23 protein-coding genes are annotated in these 22817 nt (G+C 68.5%); 13 read left to right on the forward strand and 10 right to left on the reverse strand.

Annotation, left to right across the window (positions count from 1 at the left end):
• Positions 1 to 353 precede the first annotated feature (353 nt).
• From QRT03_RS25100 to QRT03_RS32250, 6 genes are all read left to right on the forward strand, one after another.
• A complete protein-coding gene (locus QRT03_RS25100; protein ID WP_286055852.1) occupies positions 354 to 857 on the forward strand; it encodes a DUF4365 domain-containing protein in 504 nt (167 codons plus the stop codon).
• Entirely contained in the window at positions 854 to 1912 is a 1059-nt protein-coding gene (locus QRT03_RS25105; protein ID WP_286055853.1) for a hypothetical protein, read from the forward strand. The genes QRT03_RS25100 and QRT03_RS25105 overlap by 4 nt, the downstream gene beginning before the upstream one ends.
• Positions 1909 to 2538 carry a hypothetical protein gene (locus QRT03_RS25110; protein ID WP_286055854.1) on the forward strand — a complete coding sequence of 210 codons (630 nt, stop codon included), beginning with the start codon at positions 1909 to 1911 and terminating at the stop codon, positions 2536 to 2538. The genes QRT03_RS25105 and QRT03_RS25110 overlap by 4 nt, the downstream gene beginning before the upstream one ends.
• Positions 2535 to 5672 (forward strand): ATP-binding protein, encoded by a 3138-nt coding sequence (locus QRT03_RS25115; protein ID WP_286055855.1) that lies wholly within the window; start codon positions 2535 to 2537, stop codon positions 5670 to 5672. The genes QRT03_RS25110 and QRT03_RS25115 overlap by 4 nt, the downstream gene beginning before the upstream one ends.
• A gap of 139 nt (positions 5673 to 5811) precedes the next feature.
• A complete protein-coding gene (locus QRT03_RS25120; protein ID WP_286056211.1) occupies positions 5812 to 6342 on the forward strand; it encodes a helix-turn-helix domain-containing protein in 531 nt (176 codons plus the stop codon).
• Positions 6342 to 6887 carry a nucleotidyl transferase AbiEii/AbiGii toxin family protein gene (locus QRT03_RS32250; RefSeq protein ID WP_425604900.1) on the forward strand — a complete coding sequence of 182 codons (546 nt, stop codon included), beginning with the start codon at positions 6342 to 6344 and terminating at the stop codon, positions 6885 to 6887. The genes QRT03_RS25120 and QRT03_RS32250 overlap by 1 nt, the downstream gene beginning before the upstream one ends.
• On the opposite strand, the gene QRT03_RS25125 is transcribed toward QRT03_RS32250, so the two are convergent.
• The 5 genes from QRT03_RS25125 to QRT03_RS25145 form a co-directional block, all read right to left on the reverse strand.
• Positions 6779 to 7018, reverse strand: a complete 240-nt coding sequence (locus tag QRT03_RS25125; protein WP_286055856.1) for a hypothetical protein — start codon at positions 7016 to 7018, stop codon at positions 6779 to 6781. The two genes, QRT03_RS32250 and QRT03_RS25125, sit on opposite strands and share 109 nt — an antisense overlap.
• A 120-nt stretch (positions 7019 to 7138) precedes the next feature.
• The gene (locus tag QRT03_RS25130) at positions 7139 to 7489 is read right to left on the reverse strand and encodes a hypothetical protein (protein WP_286055857.1); all 351 of its coding nucleotides are present in this window, start codon (positions 7487 to 7489) and stop codon (positions 7139 to 7141) included.
• Between the two features lie 279 nt (positions 7490 to 7768).
• Positions 7769 to 8032 (reverse strand): hypothetical protein, encoded by a 264-nt coding sequence (locus QRT03_RS25135; protein ID WP_286055858.1) that lies wholly within the window; start codon positions 8030 to 8032, stop codon positions 7769 to 7771.
• Positions 8033 to 8037: 5 nt separating this feature from the next.
• Complete coding sequence (locus QRT03_RS25140; RefSeq protein WP_286055859.1) at positions 8038 to 8514, reverse strand: DUF6247 family protein; 477 nt, start codon at positions 8512 to 8514, stop codon at positions 8038 to 8040.
• Positions 8447 to 8953 (reverse strand): hypothetical protein, encoded by a 507-nt coding sequence (locus QRT03_RS25145; RefSeq protein ID WP_286055860.1) that lies wholly within the window; start codon positions 8951 to 8953, stop codon positions 8447 to 8449. The genes QRT03_RS25140 and QRT03_RS25145 overlap by 68 nt, the downstream gene beginning before the upstream one ends.
• A gap of 100 nt (positions 8954 to 9053) precedes the next feature.
• On the opposite strand from QRT03_RS25145, the gene QRT03_RS25150 reads away from it, so the two are divergent.
• The 4 genes from QRT03_RS25150 (at position 9054) to QRT03_RS25165 (ending at position 15865) form a co-directional block, all read left to right on the forward strand.
• A complete protein-coding gene (locus QRT03_RS25150; protein ID WP_286055861.1) occupies positions 9054 to 12092 on the forward strand; it encodes a DEAD/DEAH box helicase in 3039 nt (1012 codons plus the stop codon).
• Between the two features lie 664 nt (positions 12093 to 12756).
• The gene (locus QRT03_RS25155) at positions 12757 to 14124 is read left to right on the forward strand and encodes an RNA-directed DNA polymerase (protein WP_286056212.1); all 1368 of its coding nucleotides are present in this window, start codon (positions 12757 to 12759) and stop codon (positions 14122 to 14124) included.
• Positions 14125 to 14291: 167 nt separating this feature from the next.
• Complete coding sequence (locus tag QRT03_RS25160) at positions 14292 to 15530, forward strand: hypothetical protein (protein ID WP_286055862.1); 1239 nt, start codon at positions 14292 to 14294, stop codon at positions 15528 to 15530.
• Positions 15531 to 15625: 95 nt separating this feature from the next.
• The gene (locus QRT03_RS25165) at positions 15626 to 15865 is read left to right on the forward strand and encodes a transposase (protein ID WP_286056213.1); all 240 of its coding nucleotides are present in this window, start codon (positions 15626 to 15628) and stop codon (positions 15863 to 15865) included.
• 27 nt (positions 15866 to 15892) lie between these two features.
• On the opposite strand, the gene QRT03_RS25170 is transcribed toward QRT03_RS25165, so the two are convergent.
• The 3 genes from QRT03_RS25170 to QRT03_RS25180 form a co-directional block, all read right to left on the reverse strand.
• The gene (locus QRT03_RS25170) at positions 15893 to 16168 is read right to left on the reverse strand and encodes a hypothetical protein (RefSeq protein WP_286055863.1); all 276 of its coding nucleotides are present in this window, start codon (positions 16166 to 16168) and stop codon (positions 15893 to 15895) included.
• Between the two features lie 235 nt (positions 16169 to 16403).
• Positions 16404 to 16958: a DUF3558 domain-containing protein gene (locus tag QRT03_RS25175; RefSeq protein ID WP_286055864.1), complete on the reverse strand. Its 555-nt coding sequence runs from the start codon at positions 16956 to 16958 to the stop codon at positions 16404 to 16406.
• Complete coding sequence (locus QRT03_RS25180) at positions 16942 to 17400, reverse strand: hypothetical protein (RefSeq protein ID WP_286055865.1); 459 nt, start codon at positions 17398 to 17400, stop codon at positions 16942 to 16944. The genes QRT03_RS25175 and QRT03_RS25180 overlap by 17 nt, the downstream gene beginning before the upstream one ends.
• A gap of 462 nt (positions 17401 to 17862) precedes the next feature.
• On the opposite strand from QRT03_RS25180, the gene QRT03_RS25185 reads away from it, so the two are divergent.
• Positions 17863 to 18210 carry a DUF4253 domain-containing protein gene (locus QRT03_RS25185; protein ID WP_286055866.1) on the forward strand — a complete coding sequence of 116 codons (348 nt, stop codon included), beginning with the start codon at positions 17863 to 17865 and terminating at the stop codon, positions 18208 to 18210.
• Here QRT03_RS25185 and QRT03_RS25190 read toward each other — a convergent pair whose 3' ends face one another.
• Positions 18211 to 18609 carry a hypothetical protein gene (locus QRT03_RS25190; protein ID WP_286055867.1) on the reverse strand — a complete coding sequence of 133 codons (399 nt, stop codon included), beginning with the start codon at positions 18607 to 18609 and terminating at the stop codon, positions 18211 to 18213.
• Positions 18610 to 18685: 76 nt separating this feature from the next.
• Positions 18686 to 19543, reverse strand: coding sequence for an alpha/beta hydrolase (locus QRT03_RS25195; RefSeq protein ID WP_286055868.1), 858 nt, complete (start codon positions 19541 to 19543; stop codon positions 18686 to 18688).
• Positions 19544 to 19682: 139 nt separating this feature from the next.
• Between QRT03_RS25195 and QRT03_RS25200 the strand changes: the two genes are divergently transcribed.
• Both QRT03_RS25200 and QRT03_RS25205 read left to right on the forward strand, forming a co-directional pair.
• Positions 19683 to 20630, forward strand: coding sequence for a helix-turn-helix domain-containing protein (locus tag QRT03_RS25200; protein ID WP_286055869.1), 948 nt, complete (start codon positions 19683 to 19685; stop codon positions 20628 to 20630).
• A gap of 84 nt (positions 20631 to 20714) precedes the next feature.
• A complete protein-coding gene (locus tag QRT03_RS25205) occupies positions 20715 to 22814 on the forward strand; it encodes a hydantoinase/oxoprolinase family protein (protein ID WP_286055870.1) in 2100 nt (699 codons plus the stop codon).
• Positions 22815 to 22817: the final 3 nt, after the last annotated feature.

A 22817-nucleotide genomic window follows, 5' to 3' on the forward strand; every position in this document is an offset into this window, starting at 1 on the left:
CAGCCAATCCCGAGGGGCTCACCCCCTCAAGATCTCACCTCCAGCCATGTCAAGCAACTAACGACGCTCGACACTAGCTCGTCCTCGATCCGCGCTTCTGCCGAGAACGCGGTCCAGCCTCAGGACCTACCCTTCAAGTGCCGCCCACAGCTGCCTAGGGCAGCTGTCCCGCGACCTGCGCGTCGGGCCCTCCGGCCCGTGCTCCTCCGACGCATGGTGCGTCCACGTGGGTGAACCTGAAGGCTGAAGCTAACCCAGGACGGGGCGCCCGACGATGCGCCGCACGTGATGGAGATCCGCCGATCGCGCCGTGTTCTGCCGATGGCTGTGGGAGTCGCGGGATACTGATCGCGATGCTCGACGCGAACCAACATCGTGGCTCGTACGGCGAGGCCTACCTGCGGGTGCTCGCTGCTGCGGCGGGCCTGACGGTCTACACCGACAGCGTCGATCGCGACGGCATTGACCTCGGAATTCGGATGCCCAACCCGGGCCGTGGGTTCGCCCGGGCCATCGAGGTCCAGGTCAAGACGACGGCTTCGCCGACCTGGCGTGGCAGCGAGCTCGTCTTCGACGGCCTGGACCGCCGAACCTTCAACCGACTAGCGGGCGGCGATTTCCAGATCGAGCGCTACCTCGTGGTGGCGGTCGTGCCCCGCGACGCAGACCGTTATAGCGACCTCTACACCTCGGGGCTCCTGCTGCGCACGATCGCGTACTTCCACTCCCTGCGCGACCAGCGCCCGCTCGACGACGGCGCCCGTGGCAGTCTCCGCACCAAGCTGTCTACGGCGAACGTGCTCACGGCCGCATCGCTGCGGGAGCTGGTCCTCCGCGACCCCGTGATGGCCCGATGAGCAATACCGCCGAGGTCATCGCCTACCTGTCCGCCACAGGGTGGCACGACACGGGTCGGACCTGGCGTGGCGGCGCCCTCTGGGCCACCGACGACGTGACCGTGCTCGTTCCCGCCGACGAGGTGCGCGACCACGCCGAGCGCCTCCACGACCTGCTGAACACGGTGGCGGAGGTCGAAGAACGCCCCGTCGACGCGGTCCTCCGCGGCCTGCGACACCCGCTCGACGACGAGCTCACGTTCGCCCCGGACGGGGACCTGCCGCTCGAGGCCGGGGCGGCGAGCCTTCGTGGGCTGCGGCTGCTGCTCGTCCAGTCGGCCCGATCGGTCGTCGAGGGCCCGCACCGCCGCTTCCACGGGCCGGACGCTCCCCCCGTCGTCGGCCTCGTCGACTCGGTGCTCCTCGGCTCGTCACCCACGGTGCGCAGCGGCTTCTCGCTCCACGTCCCGGCAGGGCAGGACACCGGGTTGTCCGGCCGCGAGGTGACGCGGCAGGTGCGCGACGTCGTCGTCGCGGCCGCGCGGGGAGTTGAGAACGAGGAACCGGCCCTACTCGTGCAGGCGGCGCTGCTCGGGCTCTCGGTCGGCTGCTGCACCGCACTCGCCAACCTCGGTGTTCCCGGTCGCGGCTTCGGCCTGGGCATCCGGTACGCGGCCGGAGGCGGGCTCGAATCGCCCGCGCACGTAACCTTCCCGCCGATGTCCGGGGTGGTCCTGCGCGCGGCGCGAAGGCAGCTGAGCCGCGACGGCAGCCACGGGGAGGGGACGGCGTCGGGCGTGGTCGACGGGCTGCACGACGAGCCGGGCTCACGCGACCGGTGGCGTGCCCGGGTGCGCGGTGAGGTGCTTCCCGACGACGGGTCGGTGCGCGGCCGGGTGGTCTGGGTCCGGTTCGACAGCCAGCGCGCCTACGACCGGATGGTCGAGCACTACAACCAGGCGCGATCGGTTCGTGTAACGGGAGAGCTGGCCAGCCGCGACGGGCGCATCGAGCTGGTGGCGGGCGAGAACGGAGTGGCGGACATGGGTGGAGAAGGGGCCGGGGAGTCGGAGTGAGCCGGGACGAACTGAGGGTCAAGGAGCGCGCGGTGCTGCTCACGCTGCTCGCGGAGGGGCGCGAGCTGACGAACGCGCAGATGCAGGAGGCCGGCGGGGTCCGGCTCGACGGTGAGGAGCGGCGGCGGCTCAACGACCGCAAGCTCGTGACCTCGACCCGGGTCGGTCGCGGCTACTCCCACGAGCTCACCGACGACGGGGTCGCCTGGTGTACAGCCGAGCTCACCGGCCGACGTCCAGTCCGCAGCGGCACGCTGGGTGGTGCGCTCTACGCGATCCTGCGTGCCCTCGGCCGCACCGGGACTCCACTGGCCGAGCTGTTCCCCTACCGGCCGGAGGTGGCGGCGGCTCCCACCGACACCGCGACGGCCCCCGTCGATTCGGTCCGGGAGGCCTACGACCGTCTCGCGGCGCCGGGGGAGTGGGTGGGCCTCGACCGGTTGCGCGCGGAGGTCAACGGCCTAGCGCGCGAGGCCGTCGACGCCGCCCTGCTCGACTTGGCCGAACGACCGGGCGTGCACCTGCAGGAGGAACCGAACCGGAAAGCGCTCCAAGACCGCCACCGTGACGCCGCGATCGTCCTCGGAGGCCTCGAGCGGCACATGATCATGATTGAGGGTCGATGAGCGACGACGAGCTGACCGTGCTCGAGGAGGTCCAGTTCCAGTTCAACTGGGCCATCACCCCCGAGGACGTGTGGAGCCCGGTCGAACACCACGTGGAAGGGCTCCACGAGCAGGCGGCGAGGATGCTCCAGCGTGCCGTGCCCCGGACGGCGTCGAGCAACTCGAACCCCGTCGGGATCGTCCTGCAGGGCGAGAAGGGCGTGGGCAAGACCCACATGCTGCGGTGGTTGCGGCACCGGACGCAGGACCAGGGCGGCTACTTCTTCCTGCTCCGCCTCACCGAGGGCGACGACTTCTGGCGCAACGCCGTCCACGGCGTCCTCGACGGCTTCCACGCCGGGCAAACCGACCAGCTGACCCCGCTGCTGCGCGGTCTCGCCAAGCTCGCCGGGATGGCGCCGCTGGAGCAGCAGCGGATCGCCGGGATGATCCCCGTCGCCCGTGCCGACCTCGATGCTCTCATCGCCGGACTCCGTCAGGTCGACACGCAGGTATGGAATGACTGCCAGGACACGCTCCGGGCGCTCGTGCTCTATCGATCGGCTCGGCCAGAGGTGCACGAGGTCGGCAACGGCTACTTGAGCAACGACGGCGACGTCGAACCGCCCGCGCGAGCCGAGTGGGGATTCCGCTCCGTGGCGCCGCGGTCCCGGCAGCTCGTGCTGCGGGACCTCTCGCGTCTCCTGGCCCTGACCGGACCGACCGTCTTCGCCGTCGACCAGATCGACCCGTTCATCAGCCACGCCACGAGCACGGTCAGCGAATCGGCCGCGCCGAGCCGGGTGATCGGCATGATGGCGGACGGTCTGATGGACCTCCGCGAGAACACCCGCCGCGCGTTGACCGTCGTGGCCTGCCTGCCGGCGTCGTGGGCGATGTTGACGCGCAACGCCGTGACGTCGGCGGAGGACCGGTTCCGGGTCCTCACCCTGGAAGGACGGATGCCCGGTGCCGACGTCGCACGTGCGATCGTCGGGGGTCACCTCGGAAGCCTCTACGGTGAGGCAGGCTTCACCCCGCCGTACCCGACGTGGCCGGTTCGCGAGGAGGCGTTCGACGGCGCCAAGCACTACACCCCGCGCCGTCTCCTCCAGGCCGTAGACCAACACATCCGCGCGTGCTGCGACGCGGGCCGGGTTGAGGAGCTGCGCACCTTCGACGACCTGGCCCGCCCGGTCGAGCCCGGCGTCGTCGTCGACCCGCAGCACCTGCTCGAGCTGGACCGCGAGTTCGAGGCGCTGCGCCGCGGAGCCGACGTGTCGGCGCCGCTGGACCCCGATGAGGAGGACGATCGCATCCCGGCGTTGCTGGCCGCCGGGTTGCGGGCGTGGGTGGCCGAGCTCGGCGACGCCGGGCTCGCTTTCACCGTCGACCAGGTCCGGGCCAAGAAGCCGCCGGTCCACGGGCGTCTACGGCACACCCTCGACGAGGGCACCGAGACCGAGACGCACTACGCGTTCCGAGCGGTCGCCCACGCACACCACCGCGCCGTCCAGAGCCGCCTCACCGCGGCTCGGACGGAAGCCGGTCTCGGTGGGGACGCCGAGCACCGCCGGCTCGTCCTCATCCGCAATCGGGAGTGGCCGAGCGGGAGGGTCACGGCGGAGAAGGTGAGCGAGATCGAGTCGCAGGGCGGCGTGGCCGTTCCCCTCGGGGAGGCCGACCTGCGGACGCTGTCCGCCCTCGACGTCATGCAGCGTCAGGGACTGCGTGGGTGGCTGGATTGGCTGGGCAGCCGGCGCCCGGCGTCGTCGGTGGAGCTCTTCCGCCGTTTCCTCCCGGCACCCGACCAGCTCGGCGCACCCGACGAAAAGACCGAGGACGACGGTCCGCCGGACGAGGAGACGCGGGACGCGGTCGACATTCCGGGCGGCGAGGACGACGTGCCCGAGGTGCCCCGGATCGACGGTGCACTCGTCGGCGTCAGCGACGCCGGCAGGCACATCGAGATCCCCATCAGGAAGCTCAGCATGCACACCGCGGTGTTCGCCGGGTCGGGCTCGGGCAAGACGGTGCTCCTGCGCCGCCTCGTGGAGGAGTGCGCGCTGCAGGGCGTGTCGTCGATCGTGCTGGACATCAACAACGACCTGTCGCGGTTGGGCGACCCGTGGCCGCAGACCCCGGCGCACTGGCTCCCGGGGGACGCCGATCGCGCGGCGGACTACCTGAGCTCGACCGACGTCGTCATCTGGACCCCCGGACGATCACGCGGCAGGCCGATGACCCTTCGCCCGCTCCCGGACTTCGCGAGCGTTCTCGACGACGAGGACGAGTTCCGGTTGGCGATCGACGCGGCCGTCGCGAGCCTCAGCCCGCACGCCGGCCTGACGGGCCGCAAGGTGGCCCAGGGCGATGCGGTCCTCCGCGAGACCGTTAGGTACTACGCCCGCAACGGTGGTACGTCACTCAACGGTCTGATCGACATGCTCGAGGAGCTCCCGGAGGAGCTCACGCGGCTGCGGTCCGGACCGAAGCTGGCCTCGGAAATGTCTGATGCGCTGCGCGCAGCGATGATCAACGACCCGTTGCTCGGAGGCACGGGTGAGCCGCTCGACCCGGCCGCGCTCCTGACGCCGGCGCCGGGCCGGCGGGCCCGGGTGTCGATCATCAGCTTCGTTGGCCTGCCGTCGGCGGCGCAGCGCGAGAGCTTCGTCAACCAGCTGCAGATGACGCTGTTCTCGTGGATCAAGGCGAACCCTGCCGGCGATCGGCCGCTCGGTGGGCTGCTCGTCATGGACGAGGCCCAGAACTTCGCATCGTCCGGCGCGTTCACGGCCTGTACCGCGAGCACGATCGCGCTCGCTCAGCAGGCCCGCAAGTACGGTCTGGGTCTGGTCTATGCGACGCAGGCGCCCAAGGGCCTGCACAACCGCATCTCGGGCAACGCTGCGACGCAGTTCTTCGGGTTCCTGAATTCGCCGGCCCAGATCCACGCGGCCGCCGAGCTGGCGCGCGCGAAGGGCGGTCGGGTGGACGACATCTCGCGCCTGCGGACCGGCCAGTTCTACCTCGCGACGGAGGGAGCCGGGTTCGAACGCATCCGGACCCCGCAGTGCCTGAGCCACCACCCGTCGAGTCCGCCGAGCGAGGACGAGGTTGTCCGTCGGGCGGCGGCGTCCTCGGTGGACGTCTGATGTGACCGGTCCGTCCTGCGACGAACTATAGGCGCGATGTCGAGTTGCCGGTCGACGTCTACCGACTCGTCGCGTTCATGGTCCGCACGCTCGCGCCGGCTTTGACGTTGACTGAGGACGCCAGGAGAAGATGTATCCGATGGGATACGCTAGGTCTGTGATCGGACAGTCGATAGCGGCTGCTCGCCGAGCGGCAGGGCTGACCCAGGCCGAGCTGGCTCGGCGGGTCGGAACGTCTCGAGAAACGCTCTCGGCCTACGAGCATGACCGGAAGTCGCCGACACTCGATACCGTGACCCGACTTCTCGAGGCTCTCGACCACGAAGTGCGGCTCGTGCCTCGGCCTCGGTTCGTCTCGGTTGAGGTCCCGCGCGGCCGTCCGGCCTCCGTCCCGACGGTCCTGCCTCGATTGGACGTGCGGCGTGCGCTGGCCACGGTGACGCTTCCGTTGCACCTGGACTGGTCGCCGTCACCCAGGGCCTTCGATCTCTCGGATCGCCACCAGCGGGCGCGCGCCTACGAGATCATCCTGCGCGAGGGCCTGCCGGAGGACGTCTTGGCCTACGTCGATGGAGTTCTGCTGTGCGAGGTGTGGCCTGACCTGGTGCTCCCGCGACCCATCCGGGCAGCGTGGGAGGCGGTGTTCGAACAGGCGGGGGAGGCCGCGTGATGGCCGAGAACGACGACATCCCCGCCGGTCTGACGCGCTTCCAGGCCGAGGTCGCGCGAGCCTTCTCGTCGCTGACCGAGGCGTCGGAGTTCCGGTTGGCGGGTGGGAGTGCGTTGGCAGCGCTTCGTCTGTCCGACCGCCTGAGCAGGGATCTCGATCTCTTCAGCTCCCATGGCACCGTGGACGACGCTCTGGATGCCTTCCTCGCGGAGATCGAACGGCGTGGGTGGTCTGTGTCGATCGTCCGACGGGCGCCGACTTTCTGTCAGATGGAGGTGGGGTCGTCGTCACGGCCTGCGCGACGGGCAGGGACGCGAGCAGCGCGTGTGCCAGGCCGCAGCGGTGCTGCGCCAGGATTGCGCGCAGCGCCTCCGGCGGGGACCCCATCAACGAGTGATCGGCGCTCACGGAAAGAGGCGCCCGAGCGGCTCCAGCATCACGGTTCTTGCGGGTCGCGCAGCTCATCGACCAAGGCGTTCGTGACCACGGGGCCGCGCCGCGGCAGTGGTCGGAAGCCGCGACGGGACGCCTCAACCTTGGGTTGATCGAGGACCTGAATGCGCAGCGCGGTCCGAACCAGCTCGGAGAGGACCTCACCGACCGCGCGCTTCTCACGTCCAGCACGCTCATGGACGGCGATCATGACGTCGTCGTCGATGGACAGCGTGGTGCGCATGCACGGATGCTACGTGTCGGATCGGCCCTCTCCCAGACAAATTAATCAGCGGCCGCCACGTACTCATCGACGCCGGCCAGACACAAACAGACTTCGGAGTGCCGTAAGCCAGTCCCGATCTCAGCTATTCACCATGCTGTCGGCGTACCAGTTGCCGTCCGGCCCTGGGTAAGCGCCAACGCAGGCGTAGGTGAAGGGGCGCACGACGCCGCTCGTGTCTATGGCAACTGCACTACCCACAACCTCCCATTTCCTCGACCTGTAGTCCTTCGAGGTCTTGTATTCTGTCTCGGAGTACGAAGCAGATCCTGGATTCGCAAGCTTCGACCGGCTCAACTGTTGACAGCCCGCTATGGCTTCACGCTCTGTGCCGGGAACCCGCTCGTCACTACTCCCCGCGCCACCCACGGCAAGAATGACGGCTCCAACCACAAGGAGCGTCAGGAGTGCTGTCGCCACGGACGTGATCACGATGGTCAGCCAGAGAGGAAGGCGGCGACGCGGCCTCGGTTCGGCGCTGGTGCCAACCCCCATCCCCGCGGACTGCGTCGGGTGGGCGGGTAAGTACCAGCGCCCCGACGAGGCATCCCAGATCGGCTGAACTGGCGGCGGTTGGGTCTGCGACAAGAGAACACCCTTCTCGGGGAGGAGTCATGATCATGTCGGGACAGAGCCGTCGGTCGTTACCGCGTGCCGCCAAGTCCACGGCCGGTTGACGCTGCGAAGGGACAGCGGCGGAAGGCGGCGCCACTAGTCAGGCGCGACGAGCACTGACCAGAGCCAGAGGACGTGCCGGTCGCTGTCCTTCACGGCGAAGACCACCAACCCGCGGTCGTCGGGTCCGAAGGTGGCGGATCGAGAGCCGGGAGGATTGGCCGGGTGGTAGGGCCCGCCGACACTCCATGGAGCGACTTCCAACGCGACGCGCAGCTCCGTGAACGTCACGAGGAATCGCTCGGGCAGTTCATCGATGGCCGCAGCAATCTCCTCGTCGACCGGCTCAACTCGGTACACACCCGCTACATGCCCGCCTTGGCTCGGGTGACAGCGAAGGGCTCATCGGACGGGACCGGTTCCCCGCTGAAGAAGGCTGCGGCACGACGGACCATCAGCCGGAAGGCCTCGGGATCGGACTGCGCGATAGCCTGCCTGCGCCAGTTCTTGAGGGTTTCGTGAAGGGCCGCGAGGTCGTAGTCGCGGCGGACCTGGTCGAGTGCGTCTTCGTAGGCGGCGTCGAACACGGCCTTGTCCTCGGGCAACAGCCATGCCCGTATCGAGGCGGGCGACGCGCCTCGCGCCAGCGAGCCTCGCCGCTCGGGGCGAGGGGACGTCGACGTGGTCAAGGCATCAACGTAGCGGCTGCACCCGACAGCCACGGCGGCTTCGGCGACCAGCCGGGCACAGGCACGGCGCGGTGAGGTTGTCAGCTCACACCTCGTAGACGAACTCCACCCCGACTCCCACGCCCACACCCGTGCCCCTCGCCCTCTCCTCACGAACCTCGAAGTCGGTAATCCACCACGCCATGACGGACGACGCTGCCACTCGGATGGCCGGCGGATGCAACGACGGCCCGCTGCTGGCAGCCAGGGAGACATCCACAAGACACAGCGTGTCGGCATCAGCTTCAGGTGCTTCGACAGCAGCGAACCCAGGGGCGACGGCCTCCTGCGCGCGCTGTATCCGCTCAGCCTCGGGGATTCGGGACCGACGGGGCTGCTTGACAGCAAGCACGGACTGGCACATGGAGTCGAACGACGCTTGGAGGAAGGTCTCCGAGCTGACCGGTCGGCCCTGGATGAGCCAGCTCCCGACCAGCAGGTTGATGACGCCGGGGCACGCCTCGCCGGCCTCAGCAGAAGCGATGATGCTCGCCAGGCGCGGGTCCGGGACTACAGCAGCAACGGGCGGGGCGAGACGGGTCTCGATGGTCACCGATCCTCCGATCAAGGTCTAGATCGGACATCGCCTCGGTCGAGATCTCGTTACAGGCGTCGCTTGTCGGCGGGCATCGCAGCCGTGGCAGGCTGCGCCCGTGCCTGGGGGAGTGGACGAGGGGCTGTACGAGTCGCTGCGCACGGCGGGGCTCGAACGTCGGCTCGAGGCCCTTCCTGACGATGCCGCGGTCTTCCGGCCTCTCGACGCGGCGGCAGCTCCCGACGTCCTCGCCCGTCACGTCGCCGAGGTCGTCCGTCGTGCCCTCAGCGCAAACGGCGACGACACCCGTCGTCGGGACGTGGTCAATCAGGTCCTGACCCTGCTGCAGGCCCAGGACGACGACGCCATCACCAAGCTCGAGCAGCTGCTCGCGATCTCCGTTTCGCCGGGCGTCTACAAGGTCCGGCCCGCCATGCCGCTCTCCGACACCGCGCTGTTGACCAACACGAAGGACGAGCCCTCCCTCGGCGCCGAGCTCCAGGCCGAGATCGCCTCCGCCGACCGCGTCGATCTGCTCTGCGCCTTCGTCAAGTGGCACGGCATGCGCCTGCTGACCGACCAGCTCGACGACCTCAAGGCTCGTGGCAAGCCGCTCCGCGTCATCACGACGACCTACCTCGGCGGCACCGAACGCCGCGCCGTTGACGAGCTCATCCGCCGCTACGGCGCGGAGGTCCGCATCCGCTACGAGAGCGACGCGACCCGCCTCCACGCGAAGGCCTGGCTCTTCCGTCGCGACTCCGGATTCGACACCGGCTACGTCGGCAGCTCGAACCTCTCGAAGTCCGCGCTGGTCGACGGCCTCGAGTGGAACGTCCGCATCTCCTCGGTGGCGACCCCGGCCCTCGTTCGCAAGTTCGAAGCCACCTTCGACACGTACTGGAACAGCCCCGACTTCCGCGCGTACGACCCCAACCGCGACGCCGACCTCCTCGACCGCGCCCTCGGTGCTCAAGCCGGCGGCGGCGCGAACATCCTCGAGCTCTCCGGCCTCGAGGTCCTCCCGCGACCGCACCAGGAGCACATCCTCGAAGCCCTCGAGGCGGAGCGGTTCCGCGGCCACCACCGCAACCTGGTCGTCGCCGCGACCGGCACCGGCAAGACGGTCGTTGCCGCTCTCGACTACCGCCGCCTCGGCGGCGCCGACAAGTCGCTGCTGTTCGTCGCCCACCGCAAGGAACTCCTCGAGCAGGCACGCCGCACCTACCGCGAGGTCCTCGGCAACGGCACCTTCGGCGAGTTTCTCGTCGGCGGACAGCGACCGACGCAGTGGAAGCACGTCTTCGCATCCGTCCAGTCGCTGCGCGACGTCGACCTGCGCCAGTACGACGTCGCCGTCATCGACGAGTTCCACCACGCCGAAGCGCCGTCATACAGATCCCTGCTCGACCGCCTTGACTGCACCGAACTCCTCGGCCTCACCGCGACCCCCGGGCGCGCGGACGGCGTTGACGTCCGGTCCTTCTTCGAGGATCGCGTCGCCGTCGAGATCGACCTCGGCGAAGCCCTCGAACAGGACCTGCTCTGCCCGTTCCACTACTTCGGCATCCACGACGAGGTACCGCTCAACAACGTCGAGTGGAAGCGCGGCTCCTACGACACCGACGCCCTCGACCGCGTCTACACCGGCAACGACGCCCGCACCCGCATCGTCCTCAATGCCCTCCGCGACCGCGTGACCGACGTCGGACGCATGCGCGCCCTCGGCTTCTGCGTCTCGGTCTCCCACGCCCGCTACATGGCAGAGGCCTTCACGACGGCGGGTGTGCCGGCTCGGGCGGTCACGGGCGAGACCGCGGCGCACGACCGGGCCTCGGCGGCTGCCGACCTCCGTGACCACAACGTCGCCGTCCTCTTCACCGTCGACCTCTACAACGAGGGCGTCGACCTGCCCTTCGTCGACACCGTGCTCTTCCTCCGCCCCACGCAGAGCGCGACGATCTTCCTCCAGCAGCTCGGCCGTGGGCTCCGCCGCGCTCAGGACAAGGCCGTGCTGACGGTGCTCGACTTCATTGGCCAGCACCGCCGCGAGTTCCGCTTCGACGTCCGCTATCGCGCTCTTACCGGCTCCAGCCGCAAGGGCCTCGTCGACGACATCAAGCACGGCTTCCCGTTCCTTCCCTCCGGCTGCCGGCTCATCCTCGACCGCGTCGCGCAGGAGGTGGTCCTCGAGAACGTCAACCAGGGTCTGCGCGGTGGCCGCAAAGCACTGGTCGACGACATTCGCTCGCACGGCGACCTCTCGCTCCTCGGATACCTCCGCGAGAGTGGCCACGAGATGCCAGATGTCTACGGACGCCCAGGGGAGAGCTGGACGGCGCTCCGCCGTGATGCCGGCCTACCGACGGACGCCGCAGGACCTCGCGAAGCCGAGTTGCTGAAGCGGGTGAGCAGCCTCGTGCACGTCGACGACCTCGAGCGTGCGTCGACCTACATGCGCCTCATGCTCCCGAGCGGCCCACGACTCGCCGATCTGCCCGCCAGCGAGCGGGTCATGGCCCACATGCTCGTCTACACGATCTGGCCCGACCTCGGCGGCCACGCCTCGATCGACGACGCCCTCGACACGCTGCGCCAGCACCCGTCCTTCGTGCGCGAAGCGTGGATGCTGATGCGCCTCGGTGCTGACGAGGCCCGCGTCGTTCCCGGTGACCTTGGCATCCCGGGCGTCGAACTCCGCTCCCACTGCACGTATCGCCGCGACGAGATCCTCGCGGGCATCGGCTGGGCCGACGGGGTTCGAAAGACCCGCGGCCAGGCAGCCGGCGTCGTGTACAGCGAGACGACGAACGTCGATGCGCTACTCGTCACGCTGCGAAAGGAGGACAAGGAGTTCGCCCCGACGACGCGATACCGCGACTACCCGATCTCCGCTGACCTCTTTCACTGGGAGTCCCAGAACTCGACGACTACCACCTCCGCGGTCGGCCGCCGCTATCTAGAGGGAACGAGCCACGCGCTGCTCTTCACCCGCGCCGCTCGCAACGACGAGCTCGGCGGGGGCGCCCCCTTCATCTGCCTCGGCACGGCCACGGCGGTCGAGCACCAGGGAGAGCGCCCGATCTCGGTCACTTGGCGCCTCGACCGGGCCATGCCTCAGCACGTTCTCCAGATGAGTGCCCTCGACGCAGCGTGAAGTCACGGCGGCGGCATTTTCACTCGACCGAGCGTTGGCGGGGAGGCCACTGTGGTGTGGTTGTCGGCACGTCGGACGTCCCCTCGCTGCTGGACCGGCCGGTCTACGGCTTTCTCTGCGAGGCCTCGCGACGTTGGATCGCCGAGGCCGTACCGGAAGCTGCGTTTCACGCCAACATCATGCGGTGGCCATCGGACGCTTCGAAAGTAGTGGTCGTCGCGAGCGACGGCGTGCGGTCCACTTCACCTCCGCGCGCCAGCTGGGCGTCGTCCGAGATGCTTGCAGTTTGGTTGCGCGGGATCTACGAGAGTGAGTGGGAATGCAACATTGATCCTCACGGAGTTGAGGAGCCGCGCTCGAAGCGCCACGACGACAAAGCTATCGCGGTTCTCCAGAATGATCGAGCGAGGAGGGGGAAGTAGTGACGTCTGATCTGGGTCTCGATATCCAGGGTGGGGCAAAGCTCGCTCGATCTGAGCGCGACAGGGACTGGTACACCGATCCCTGGGCTTGGCCAGAGTTTAGCTGGCTAGTCGACCACGCGGACGCACTGCCTGCAAAAGAACTCGTCCGAACTGATGGCGGGGTCCGTCTCCGGGAGCGGCCGCACTTTCACTTGATTGAGGTTCCAAAACAGAGTCGTCTGGGAGTTCGACCCGCGGTAGTGCAGGACCCGCTCTCGCGGATCGCTTATCTCGCGGCCACCTCGGCATCTGTAGATAGACTCCAGGAGGGGTTGCCGGAGTGGGTCTGGGGCTGGCGAGCGAGAGGAGATCGCAGCATTGGGGACAACCGTGACGAGTGGCCAAGATACCTTGAATCCCTTCAAAAGTTGCAGGGTTCTGAGTTTGCTCTCTCCGTCGACGTTACATCTTGTTTCGCATCCATCGATCTTGGTCGACTAGAGACAATCCTACGAAGTAGATTGGGATCATCCACTCCAACAGCCGTAATGCTTGACGTCGTTCAAGCTCACGATGGACTCACAAGCCGAAGTGGGCTTCCGCAACGCAGCTTTGCCTCCGCTGCGCTCGCCCACCTCTACCTAAGACCACTCGATGATACTCTCGAGAGCGCGCTGGGAGACCCGCGTGTGCGGCAGGTATCGAGATGGATGGACGATATTACTGCCGTGGGCAGCGAATCCCGGCTGTACCGACTTCACATTGAGCTGGAAGAGCGATGCAGGCAGATCGGGCTAAACCTCAATCACGCCAAGAGTTTCCTTCGCCCAGCTTCAACGATGAACGAGTCCCTACAGCTTGACGAGCTTAGAGAAATTGACGTCCCGTTCACCCTTCTTGGCGGAGGAGCTTATGGCGATCTTGAGTATTGGCCCGACCTCGACGATCTGCTGAAGTTCGAGGAGGAGGTACTTTCCGGTCGGTTGATCCACCCCTCGGTCGTCAGAGCCGTTGTGGCGACATTAGAAAAGATGGGTGAGTATGGACGAGTTCGCGAGTGGATGGCCAAGGCCCACACTTTTCCGCACTTGATCGATGTCTTGGCCAGTTATTTTCGAGATTTCGCCGAAGAGACGGATCAGGCGCCAGCTGGAGCCGCACACGCCGTGTACGAGAAATGGGCGGAGAGCTTCCTTACTTCGGAATGGGCGACCCTTGATTGGGTGGCTTCCCAGGTCGTCCTGAGCCTGCCGGTGAAGTATCTGGGCCAGTTCCAGCGCGACCTTCTGCGCTCGTGGCTAGAGTCTAGCGAGAACGTGCAGAAGGTCGCGATTGCGGGCCAACGTCTCGGCGCGTATGAGCCGGCGAGCTGTCGGGATCGTATTCGACGACGCGTTGATCGGCTCAACGATCCCTTGCTGCTCCGGGCACTGGCGATGGCCCTGCTGGGGGCAGGTGACGACAGAGATTCTGTACGTGCAGTATTGCTCCGAGACGCGCGCAACGCCCTGACGATTAAGTACCTAGAGTCGCGGAACTGGCAGCCGCCCGACGCCTTAGCTCACATTCAAGGTTACGAGGATTACGAAGACGATGACGCTGGTCCGGGCGAGGCCTGCTCTTCGTAATGGCAAGGACGCGAGGAGCGCGGCTAAGCCCGACTTGCATCAGACGAAGCTGGCGCCGATGTATAGGCGACAGAGGCCGCACTCGCAGCCCCTATTGGCCAACTTGGTGGATCGTCAGGGCCGTTGCCGCTGCTCATGGCGACGCGGCCCCTTAAGGTAGGAGTGCTATGACCTCGTTGATCTTGACATGGAACCCATTGAAATGGGACTTCAAGCCGGGCGAGTACGACCGTCATATCGAGGCGACTGAGCGCGGAGAGCGGATTCTCACTCGGTGGTCAGTTGGCGGTAGGCGGCACAACGTCGTCGTGGGCGAGAAAGCCTTCCTCCTTCGTCAAGGCGACGACCGGCGAGGAATCGTCGCTGTCGGCCTCGTGTCGCGCACACCATGTCCAGGGCCACATTGGGACGGATCTGCTCGGGAGGCTTGGTACGTTGACGTTGACTGGTCGCGCTTTGTTGACGTCGGGGATCGCGTACCTACCGAGGTTCTGCTAGAGCAGGTCTCAGGTGTGCCGTGGAACTACCTCTTCGGCTCCGGTGTCGCGATGACCGACGAGGAGACCGTGGCGGTCGAGGCGCTCTGGGCGGGCGCTGATCCCGACAGCATCGGTGATGACATCCCGGCGGCGGCCGAGGTCCGTGAGAACGTCACCGACCTGCTCCGTCGACTCATCGGTGTCCCTCTGAGGACCGTTCGAGGGCAAGCGAACCGCATCTTGACGGTGCAGCCGCCCACCGTCACGGTAGCGACCGACCGGTCGCCGGAGGGGCGCCCCGTGTCGATCGCAGAAGTTGAACATGCGCTGACCACCCTTCGGGTCGAGGGCTCGGTGACCGTGGACCCTGGTCACATCGGCTACCGCAGTGCGTTCGTAGGTGCGGTGCTTCTCACTCTGCCGGGCGTGCGTCCCTACGGGAGTCCTCCGGTGTTGACTTTGGTGAGACCTGGCGCGGCGCCTAGAGAGGACCTGGACAGCCACCAGGTCACCTTTGAGGGTGATCTCGTCCAGGTGCGCCTCGCGGAGCAGCGGGGTGAGCAGGCGGCCCTTCGCGGTCGGCTCTTCGGCTCCCGCGAGGAGGGAGCGTGTGCTCTTTGTGGGGAGACGTACCCCGTGCGTTTCCTTCACGCTGCCCATATCAAACGCCGGTCGATCTGCTCGGACGAGGAACGACGTGATCTCGACGCCATTGCTATGCCGGCGTGCGTCTTCGGGTGCGACGCGCTCTACGAGGCCGGATACATTTCAGTGGCTCCTAGCGGTGTCGTGGTAGCCACTAATCGTCATGGCGGTGGGGCGCTCGGCGATCACCTCGGTAAGATCGAGGGAAAAGACTGCCCTGCGTTCGGCGATCTTAGTCGTTTGTACTTTCACTGGCACTTCACGAACATCTTCCGCGTATAATCGTCGTGGTGTTGACGCCATGTCGTCGCAGTTCGGGCTATCCGCTAGCGAGCGCAGCGAAAGGGTAGCGGCCGTCGAGGTGACCTGGTGGGCTGATCAGCAGATCATCACCCCCTGCGAGTCCCACTGACCGCGCCCGCGGCAAGACCCTGCTCACCGAGGTGGTCGACCGTCTCCGATCCGGGCTGCCGGCGTGGCTCGAGGAACTCGCGACCCTCGGCCGAATCCTGCACCGGCGCCGGGACGACGTGTTGCAGTACTTCGATCACCGCGCCTCCAACGGGTCCACCGAAGCCATCAACGGCCGCCTCGAAGCCTCCGACGCGACGCCCTAGGCTTCCGCAACCCCGTCAACTAACGGATCAGTTCTCTGCTTCACTGCGGAGCCCCCGCACCCTGATTACGGAAGAGCGCCATTCTTCCGCTTGCTCCATGAGCAGGGTCGCGTCCGACATCGCGTGGGAGGCGGTGTCGCGTTCGGCGTCAGCCGTTGGTGCTGCGCCAGAGCCAACAGCGAACGCAGTCCGGCCGTCCAGCAACATCTGCTCGCCGCGCGCGTAGTCGAGCTGCGCCTGACGCAGGTCGTCGGCGTACCGCTCGAGCGGCGCTACGGCACGCGAGATCGCCTCGGCGGTCAACGCGACGGTGCGGGCGTACTGCTCGACGCGAGCGGGCGCCGCGGGAGCAGCTCGGCCCGACCAGTTGGCCGTATGGAGCGACCGCGAACCGCTACGGCCTCTTGGGCGTACGTGAGCCCCTCCGCCGCCGACGCGAGGTCGCGCGAGGCCGCCAGGACGGCGCCCGGGTCCCCGGGCAGCGGCACGGCTGGTAGCCAAGCACGCCGCAGGACGCGGTGGTGGTCGTTCGGAAAGGTCAGCGGGGCGAGAGCTTGCGTACGACGAACGCGGCCGCGGACTCCGCGCGTTCGCACGGGTCGGGGTCGCCGGGTCGGAAAGCGCCCAGTCCCGTCCAATCGGATCGGAGGGCCTGCTCTGGACCGAGGCCCACGGTGACGACGCAGTTGTTGTTCTGCGGACTTGTCGCCTCGCGAACAGCCGGATAGCCAGCGACGGTCGTTGGCTGGAAGACCGGTAGCAAGCGGGAGCGGTAAGCGTCGACGAGAAGATCGCGATCACGGTAGATGGACATCGCGAGAATGTCGTCGTTGCGTGAGGTCCACCGGCACTGGCTGTCCCCGAGAAAGCTTCTGTGCTTTCCTTCCGATGAGATCGTCAGCTGTTCGAGCTCGGCGTTGGTGAGCTGGGAGCAGGCGTCCGCGAAGATGGCAGTGACGTCCAGAGGTCGCTCGACTGCGGGTGCGCCGTAGCGCTCGCTGATTGGCGGTGCAAAAGGTGGCGGGGCGACCGGACCGGCACACCCCGCGAGGGCGGCAACGAGAACGAGTGTGGCGCTACGCCAAACGCCCACGGTTCGCCTGCTCTGTCGACCAGTACGCGGCGAGTTCGGCCTCGATGGCATCGATGAGCTCGCCCAGCCGTCGGATGCCGCCGTCGACCGCCTCGATGAGTGAGCCGGTGCCGCCGGTTGCGACCGCACCGAGAACGATTGCCGTGTCGCGGCTGACCTCGTCCTGGCTGCCGGGGTCGATGGTGCCCAGAGCGAAGGCATCGCTCCGCACTTGCTGGAGCTCGTCCCGCGCGGCTCGCAGCTCCCGCAGCACCGTTGGCGCCGTGTCCAGGCCGACCGTGAAGGCGTCGCCGCCGCCAGGGCCGGGAACGACGTCGCGCGGGATGACCTGGCCGGTGCTCAGGACCGTCGGGTCGGAGGCCTGGAGTCGGCGTCCGGGCAGCCAGTCCGCCTGCCCGAGCGGCGGCTCGGTGTACAGCCCGGGTGGCACCGGCTCACTCACACCCAGGGACGGTAATCGCCCCGGCCCGATGTCGGGGGCCGTTGGGAAATTCGATGGAACCGATCGGGAGCGGCCACAGTCAGAGGAGGCGTGACGCCTGACCAGACAGCCCTCCCGTCCCTCCTCGAACTTCACGACACGCCCGACGCCTCGCTCTACCGGAGACTCCTCCGAGATGCGCGGCGCTCGCGCCGGTGCCCGGTCCTGCTCCACCAGCCGACGCTGGAGCGGTGCGGTCACGAGACGAGGGGCGACCTGCCGCCGATCGGCATCGACGAGGCCGACCCCTACACCGTGCTCGCAGAGTGGTGGTCCGGCCCGTGCTTGCCGGACTGCCCCTGCGACGAGCCGCTCACGGCCGAGCTGCCACCACTGACGCGAGCTGGGCGGGACCTGTCCCGGCATCACGCGACCATCGCCTCAGCCAGCGAATATGCACGCGATGCGCACGGCCGCGCGACGATGGCGGTGGTCGAGGCCGCGCGGCCGGCGGACGTCCCGCTCGCCCTGCAGTGGACCGGGATGTGCAACTACTGGCACCAGGACCTGTCCCGCGCCGGCGCGGTCCTCCGCAGCTGGGAGGAGCGCTTCGGGGCGATGGTGGTGTACGTCGGCACCGCCACGCTGCTGCTCTCCGTCGCCTGCCCGCCCCGCACCCTGGATGAGGCCCGCCTCGTCGCCACCGAGCACTTCGCCTTCTGCCCGGACCAGGTCGACCCCCAGACCGGGAAGGAGACCGGACCGCTCACGATCAGCGCCTACGCGCAGACGATCCGCGGCCAGTTCCACTGGCGCTTCTGGTGGGACTGATCAGGCCTCGCTGCCCGCGCGGGCGCCCGCCACGGCCGTACGCAACGGGATCCCTCCGACCGTCCTGGGGCGAGGGATCAACTCCGGGAAGGCGTTCACGACGACGAGGCCGTCCACGGCCGGGTGCTGCGCATAGCGCACGAGCCGCGCGCCCAGCTCGTCGTCGACACCCCCGAGCGCCGGGACGACGCCGAGCGACGCCTCGACCCGCGGGAACGGCTCCGCGACCAGCAGGGGGAGCCGGTCGCCGCCGCCCAGCGCGTAGTCCCGCACGATCACCAGACCGGCCCCCGCGAGGACGAGAGCCAGTGCGGCCAGGACCGACCGGTGGTCGAGGTGCGGGAAGGGCGAGCCCTCGATCAGCTCGACCACGCGGTGGGTCAGCAGTTCGACGTGCACGCACACCTCCGACCGCCCGGACGACAGGGACGGCATGATGATGCGGCACTGAGGGACGACACACGAGCCCCAAGCGTCACACGGTCATCGCCTCCGACGGCGCCAAAGGCTCGGGGACGACAGGCGGCGGCGTCGTCGCGTGGCGGACGGCCCAGGCCAGGACGTAGTCCGCGATCTCCTCCCATCCCGGCGCGGCGGGCAGCAGGTGGGGCATGCCGCCGAACTCGACGACGTCGGTGATCGTCGACTCCGCCTTGTAGTGCGCGGCGTTCGACCACTGGACCTTCGGCGGCATGATGTTGTCGCGGCTGCCGGCGACGAACAGCAGCGGCGCGCGGTTCTCGTTGTGGTAGTCGACCCACGTGCCCTGGTGGCCGGGGGTGAGGTTGGCCAGCGCGCTCTCGAAGATGATGTTGCCGGACACCGGCACCGCGTACCGCTCGTAGAGGGCGCGCGCCTCGGCCTCGGGGAAGGTGTTGGTGAACGCGTAGTTCCAGTGCTCGAAGTCGTAGCGGATCGCCCGGTGCCGGTTGGCGGGGTTCTTCAGCACCGGGAACGTGGCCTTGACCTGCGACAACGGCACCACCGGCACGCCCTCGGTGGGTGCCGAGTTCATCGCGACGCCGACCGCGCCGAGACCGTGGTCGAGCAGGATCTGCGTGAACGCTCCGCCGGCGGAGTGCCCGATGATGATCGGCGGCGTCGGCAGCGCGCGGACGACCTGATCGAGGTGCTCGACGATCGACGACGCCGTGATCGCCTCGACGGGGGAGGGATCCGCGTTGAGCGACTCGACCTCCACCTCGAAGCCCGGGTAGCCCGGCGCGATCACCCGGTACCCCTTGCTCTCGTAGCGGGCGATCCAGTGCTCCCAGGACCGCGGGGTCACCCAGAAGCCGTGGACGAGCACGATGGTGTCGGGCGCATCAGTCATATGGTGACGATAAGTAGTCACGCCGGCACGTTCTTGACCGACGATGCCGGATTCTGGTCCCTGAGTGCGGATTCCCGTTTCGCCACGGCCGACGACTCTCTACGCTCGGTGAGCAGGACCTCGCCGGAGGAATGACCTCATGCTCGTACTCGACTCCCGGGACGTGCCGGCCGAGGCCCGCGCCGAGCGCGTCACGTCGCTGATGGCCGAGGCCAGCGCCGCGAGCGTCTCGCTCACGCCGCATAACGACCTCCAAGCGCGCATGGAGCTCTGGCAGCTCGGCCGCCTGACCCTGTTCCGCAGCGCCTCGTCCGGCATGGCCATGTCCCGCGACGCCCGCCGCGCCCGCAGCGACGGGGCGCCGATCATCGCCCTCGCGGTGCAGGAGCGCAGCACGGCCCGGCACGAGCAGTTCGGGCACCGTCGGGAGGTTGCCGCGGGGGAGCTGATGCTCGTCGACCTCGCGTCGCCGTTCGCCTTCTCCTGGACGACGACGGGTGCCTCCCGGGCACTGCAGGTGCCCCTCGACGCGCTCGGTCTCCCGCCGGAGGTCGTCCGTGCCGCTGCGCCGCGACTGCAGGACGGTCCCCTCGCCGGGCTCGTGGCGCGGCACGTGATCGACCTGTTCCGGGTGGCCGACCAGGTCGCCGCCGGAGCGCAGGCCGCGTCCGTCGGGGCGGCGAGCATCGACCTGGTCCGGGCCCTCATCGCCTCGTCGACCAGCGCGGACGCGGACACGCGCACCGTCCATCGCGAGACCCTGCTGGTCCGCATCCACGAGTACGTCCGCCAGCACCTGCGCGACCCCGACCTCGACGCGGACGAGATCGCGGCGGTCCACAACATCTCGCGGCGGCAGGTCTTCGAGCTCTTCGCGCGGACGGGCACGAGCCTGGAGCAGTCGATCATCGCGCGGCGCCTCGAAGGTGCCCACGACGAGCTCGGCCGGCCCGGCTCCCGCAAGGCGATCGCCACTGTCGCCGCGGAGTGGGGCTTCCGCGACCCCGCCCACTTCTCGCGCCGCTTCAAGGCCGCGTTCGGCCTCACCCCGAGCGAACGACGGGCGGCCGCCGCACCTCGCCCTTGACGAACCTTCGCTCGTGTCAGATAGTCGACGCCACCGTCAAAGTCGTGGCGCGGGTCACGAGCGAGTTCAACGAGGAGCAGGCGCATGGCCTACGTGATCGGCGTGGACGTGGGCGGGACCTTCACCGACGCGGTGCTCGATGACGACTCCGGGTCCGTCATCGCCGCGAAGGCCCCGTCGACGCCTCCGGACTACTCCCAGGGCGTCCTCGACGTGCTGGAGCTGCTGGCCGAGCAGCTGGGGCGGTCGGTGGAGGAGATGCTGGCCGAGACCCACCACATCGCCCACGGCACCACGTCGTCCCTGAACGCCCTGGTCCAGCGCAAGGTCCCCGAGGTCGGGTTCCTCACCACCAAGGGCCACCGCGACTCGATCTTCATCATGAACGTCGAGGGCCGCTACCTGGGCCGTTCCCCGCACGAGCTGCAGCACGTGCTCGCCCAGGACAAGGACCACTACCTGCTGCCCAAGCGGCACGCCCTCGAGGTCACCGAGCGGATGGACCGCGACGGCAACGTCATTGTCGCGCTCGACGAGGACGAGGTCCGCGCCCAGGTCGAGAAGCTGCGCGCCGACGGCATCCGCGCCATCGCGGTCTCCCTGCTCTGGGCCTTCCGCAACCCCGCCCACGAGCGCCGTATCCGCGAGATCGTCGCCGAGATCGACGCCGACATCTACGTCGCGCTCTCCAGCGAGGTCAGCCCCCGCATCCGCGAGTTCGCCCGCAACTCCACGACGATCATGTCGACGCAGGTCGGGCCCGGTCTGCGCGACTACCTGACGAACCTCGAGTCGGCGCTGAAGGAGAAGGGCCTCGGCGGCCCGCTGCTCGTCATGCAGTCGAACGGCGGCGCGGTCGCGGCCTCCGAGGCCCCGCAGCAGGCCATCTCCACCGTCGGCTCCGTCCTCACCGGCGGCGTCATCGGCTCGACCCAGCTCGGCCAGAAGCTCGGCCACCGGAACATCATCTCCACCGACGTCGGCGGCACGACGTTCCTCGTCGGGCTGATCGTCGACGGCGAGCCGGAGCGCGACACCACGACCGTCATCAACCACCACCCGATCAACGTCCCGACGCTGAAGGTGCACGCCATCGGCTCCGGCGGCGGCGCGATCGCGTGGGTCGACGCCGGCGGCAACCTGCGCATCGGCCCGCACTCGGCGCAGGCCGTCCCCGGCCCCGCCTGCTACGACCAGGGCGGCACCGAGCCCACCAACACCGACGCCAACCTCGTCCTGGGCATCCTCCCGACGACGGGTCTGCTCGGCGGCCGCAAGGCGCTGAACGTGGAGCGCGCCCGGGAGGCCATCAGGACGAAGGTCGCCGACCCGCTCGGACTGAGCATCGAGGACGCCGCCGCCGCGATCCACGCCGCGCAGAACGCCCAGACCGGCGATCTGCTGCGCAAGAGCGTCGTCGAGGCGGGGCACGACCCGCGCGAGTTCGTCCTCTACGCCTTCGGCGGCTCCGGCCCGGCGTTCTGCGCGAAGTACGCGTCGCACCTGGGCGTCGACGAGGTCGTCGTCCCGCTCGGCCCGGTCGCCTCGGCGTTCTCCGCGTACGGCCTCGCGGCGTCCGACATCGCCCTCGCCCAGGAGCTCTCCGACCCGGCCCAGCTCCCCGTCGACCCGGTCCGCGCGGAGAAGAACTTCGCCCAGCTCGAGGACCAGGTGCGCCAGGGCCTCGACCGGCAGGGCCTGAAGTTCGACCACGTGGAGATCGTCCGCGAGGTCGACATGCGCTACGCGATGCAGCTCGCCGAGGTCACGGTGCCCGTCAGCGACGGCCCGCTCGACGAGAACGCGATGAACGAGGCCGCGGCACGCTTCGAGCAGAAGTACGCCGACCTCTACGGCCAGGGCTCCGGCTTCTCGGCCGCCGGCATCCAGGCCATCACCTACCGCGTCCGCGGCCGCGGCGTCCTGCCGTTCAGCCCGGAGCTCCCGCCGCTCGACCAGGCCGATGGACCCGCCCCGTCGTCGGGAAACAGGCCCGTCTACCTCGAGATCGGCCAGGGCTTCGTCGACACCCCGATCTACGACTACACCGCCCTGCGCGCCGGCCACGTCATCGCCGGACCCGCCGTCATCGAGGTCCCGACGACGACCGTGGTCGTCCCCGAGGGCCGCACCGGCACCGTCGACGAGCTCGGCAACCTCCACATCTCCAAGAACGGAGCCTGACCC

It is taken from the genome of Actinomycetospora termitidis, assembly GCF_030286555.1.
In the GTDB taxonomy this organism is placed as follows: Bacteria; Actinomycetota; Actinomycetes; order Mycobacteriales; family Pseudonocardiaceae; genus Actinomycetospora; species Actinomycetospora termitidis.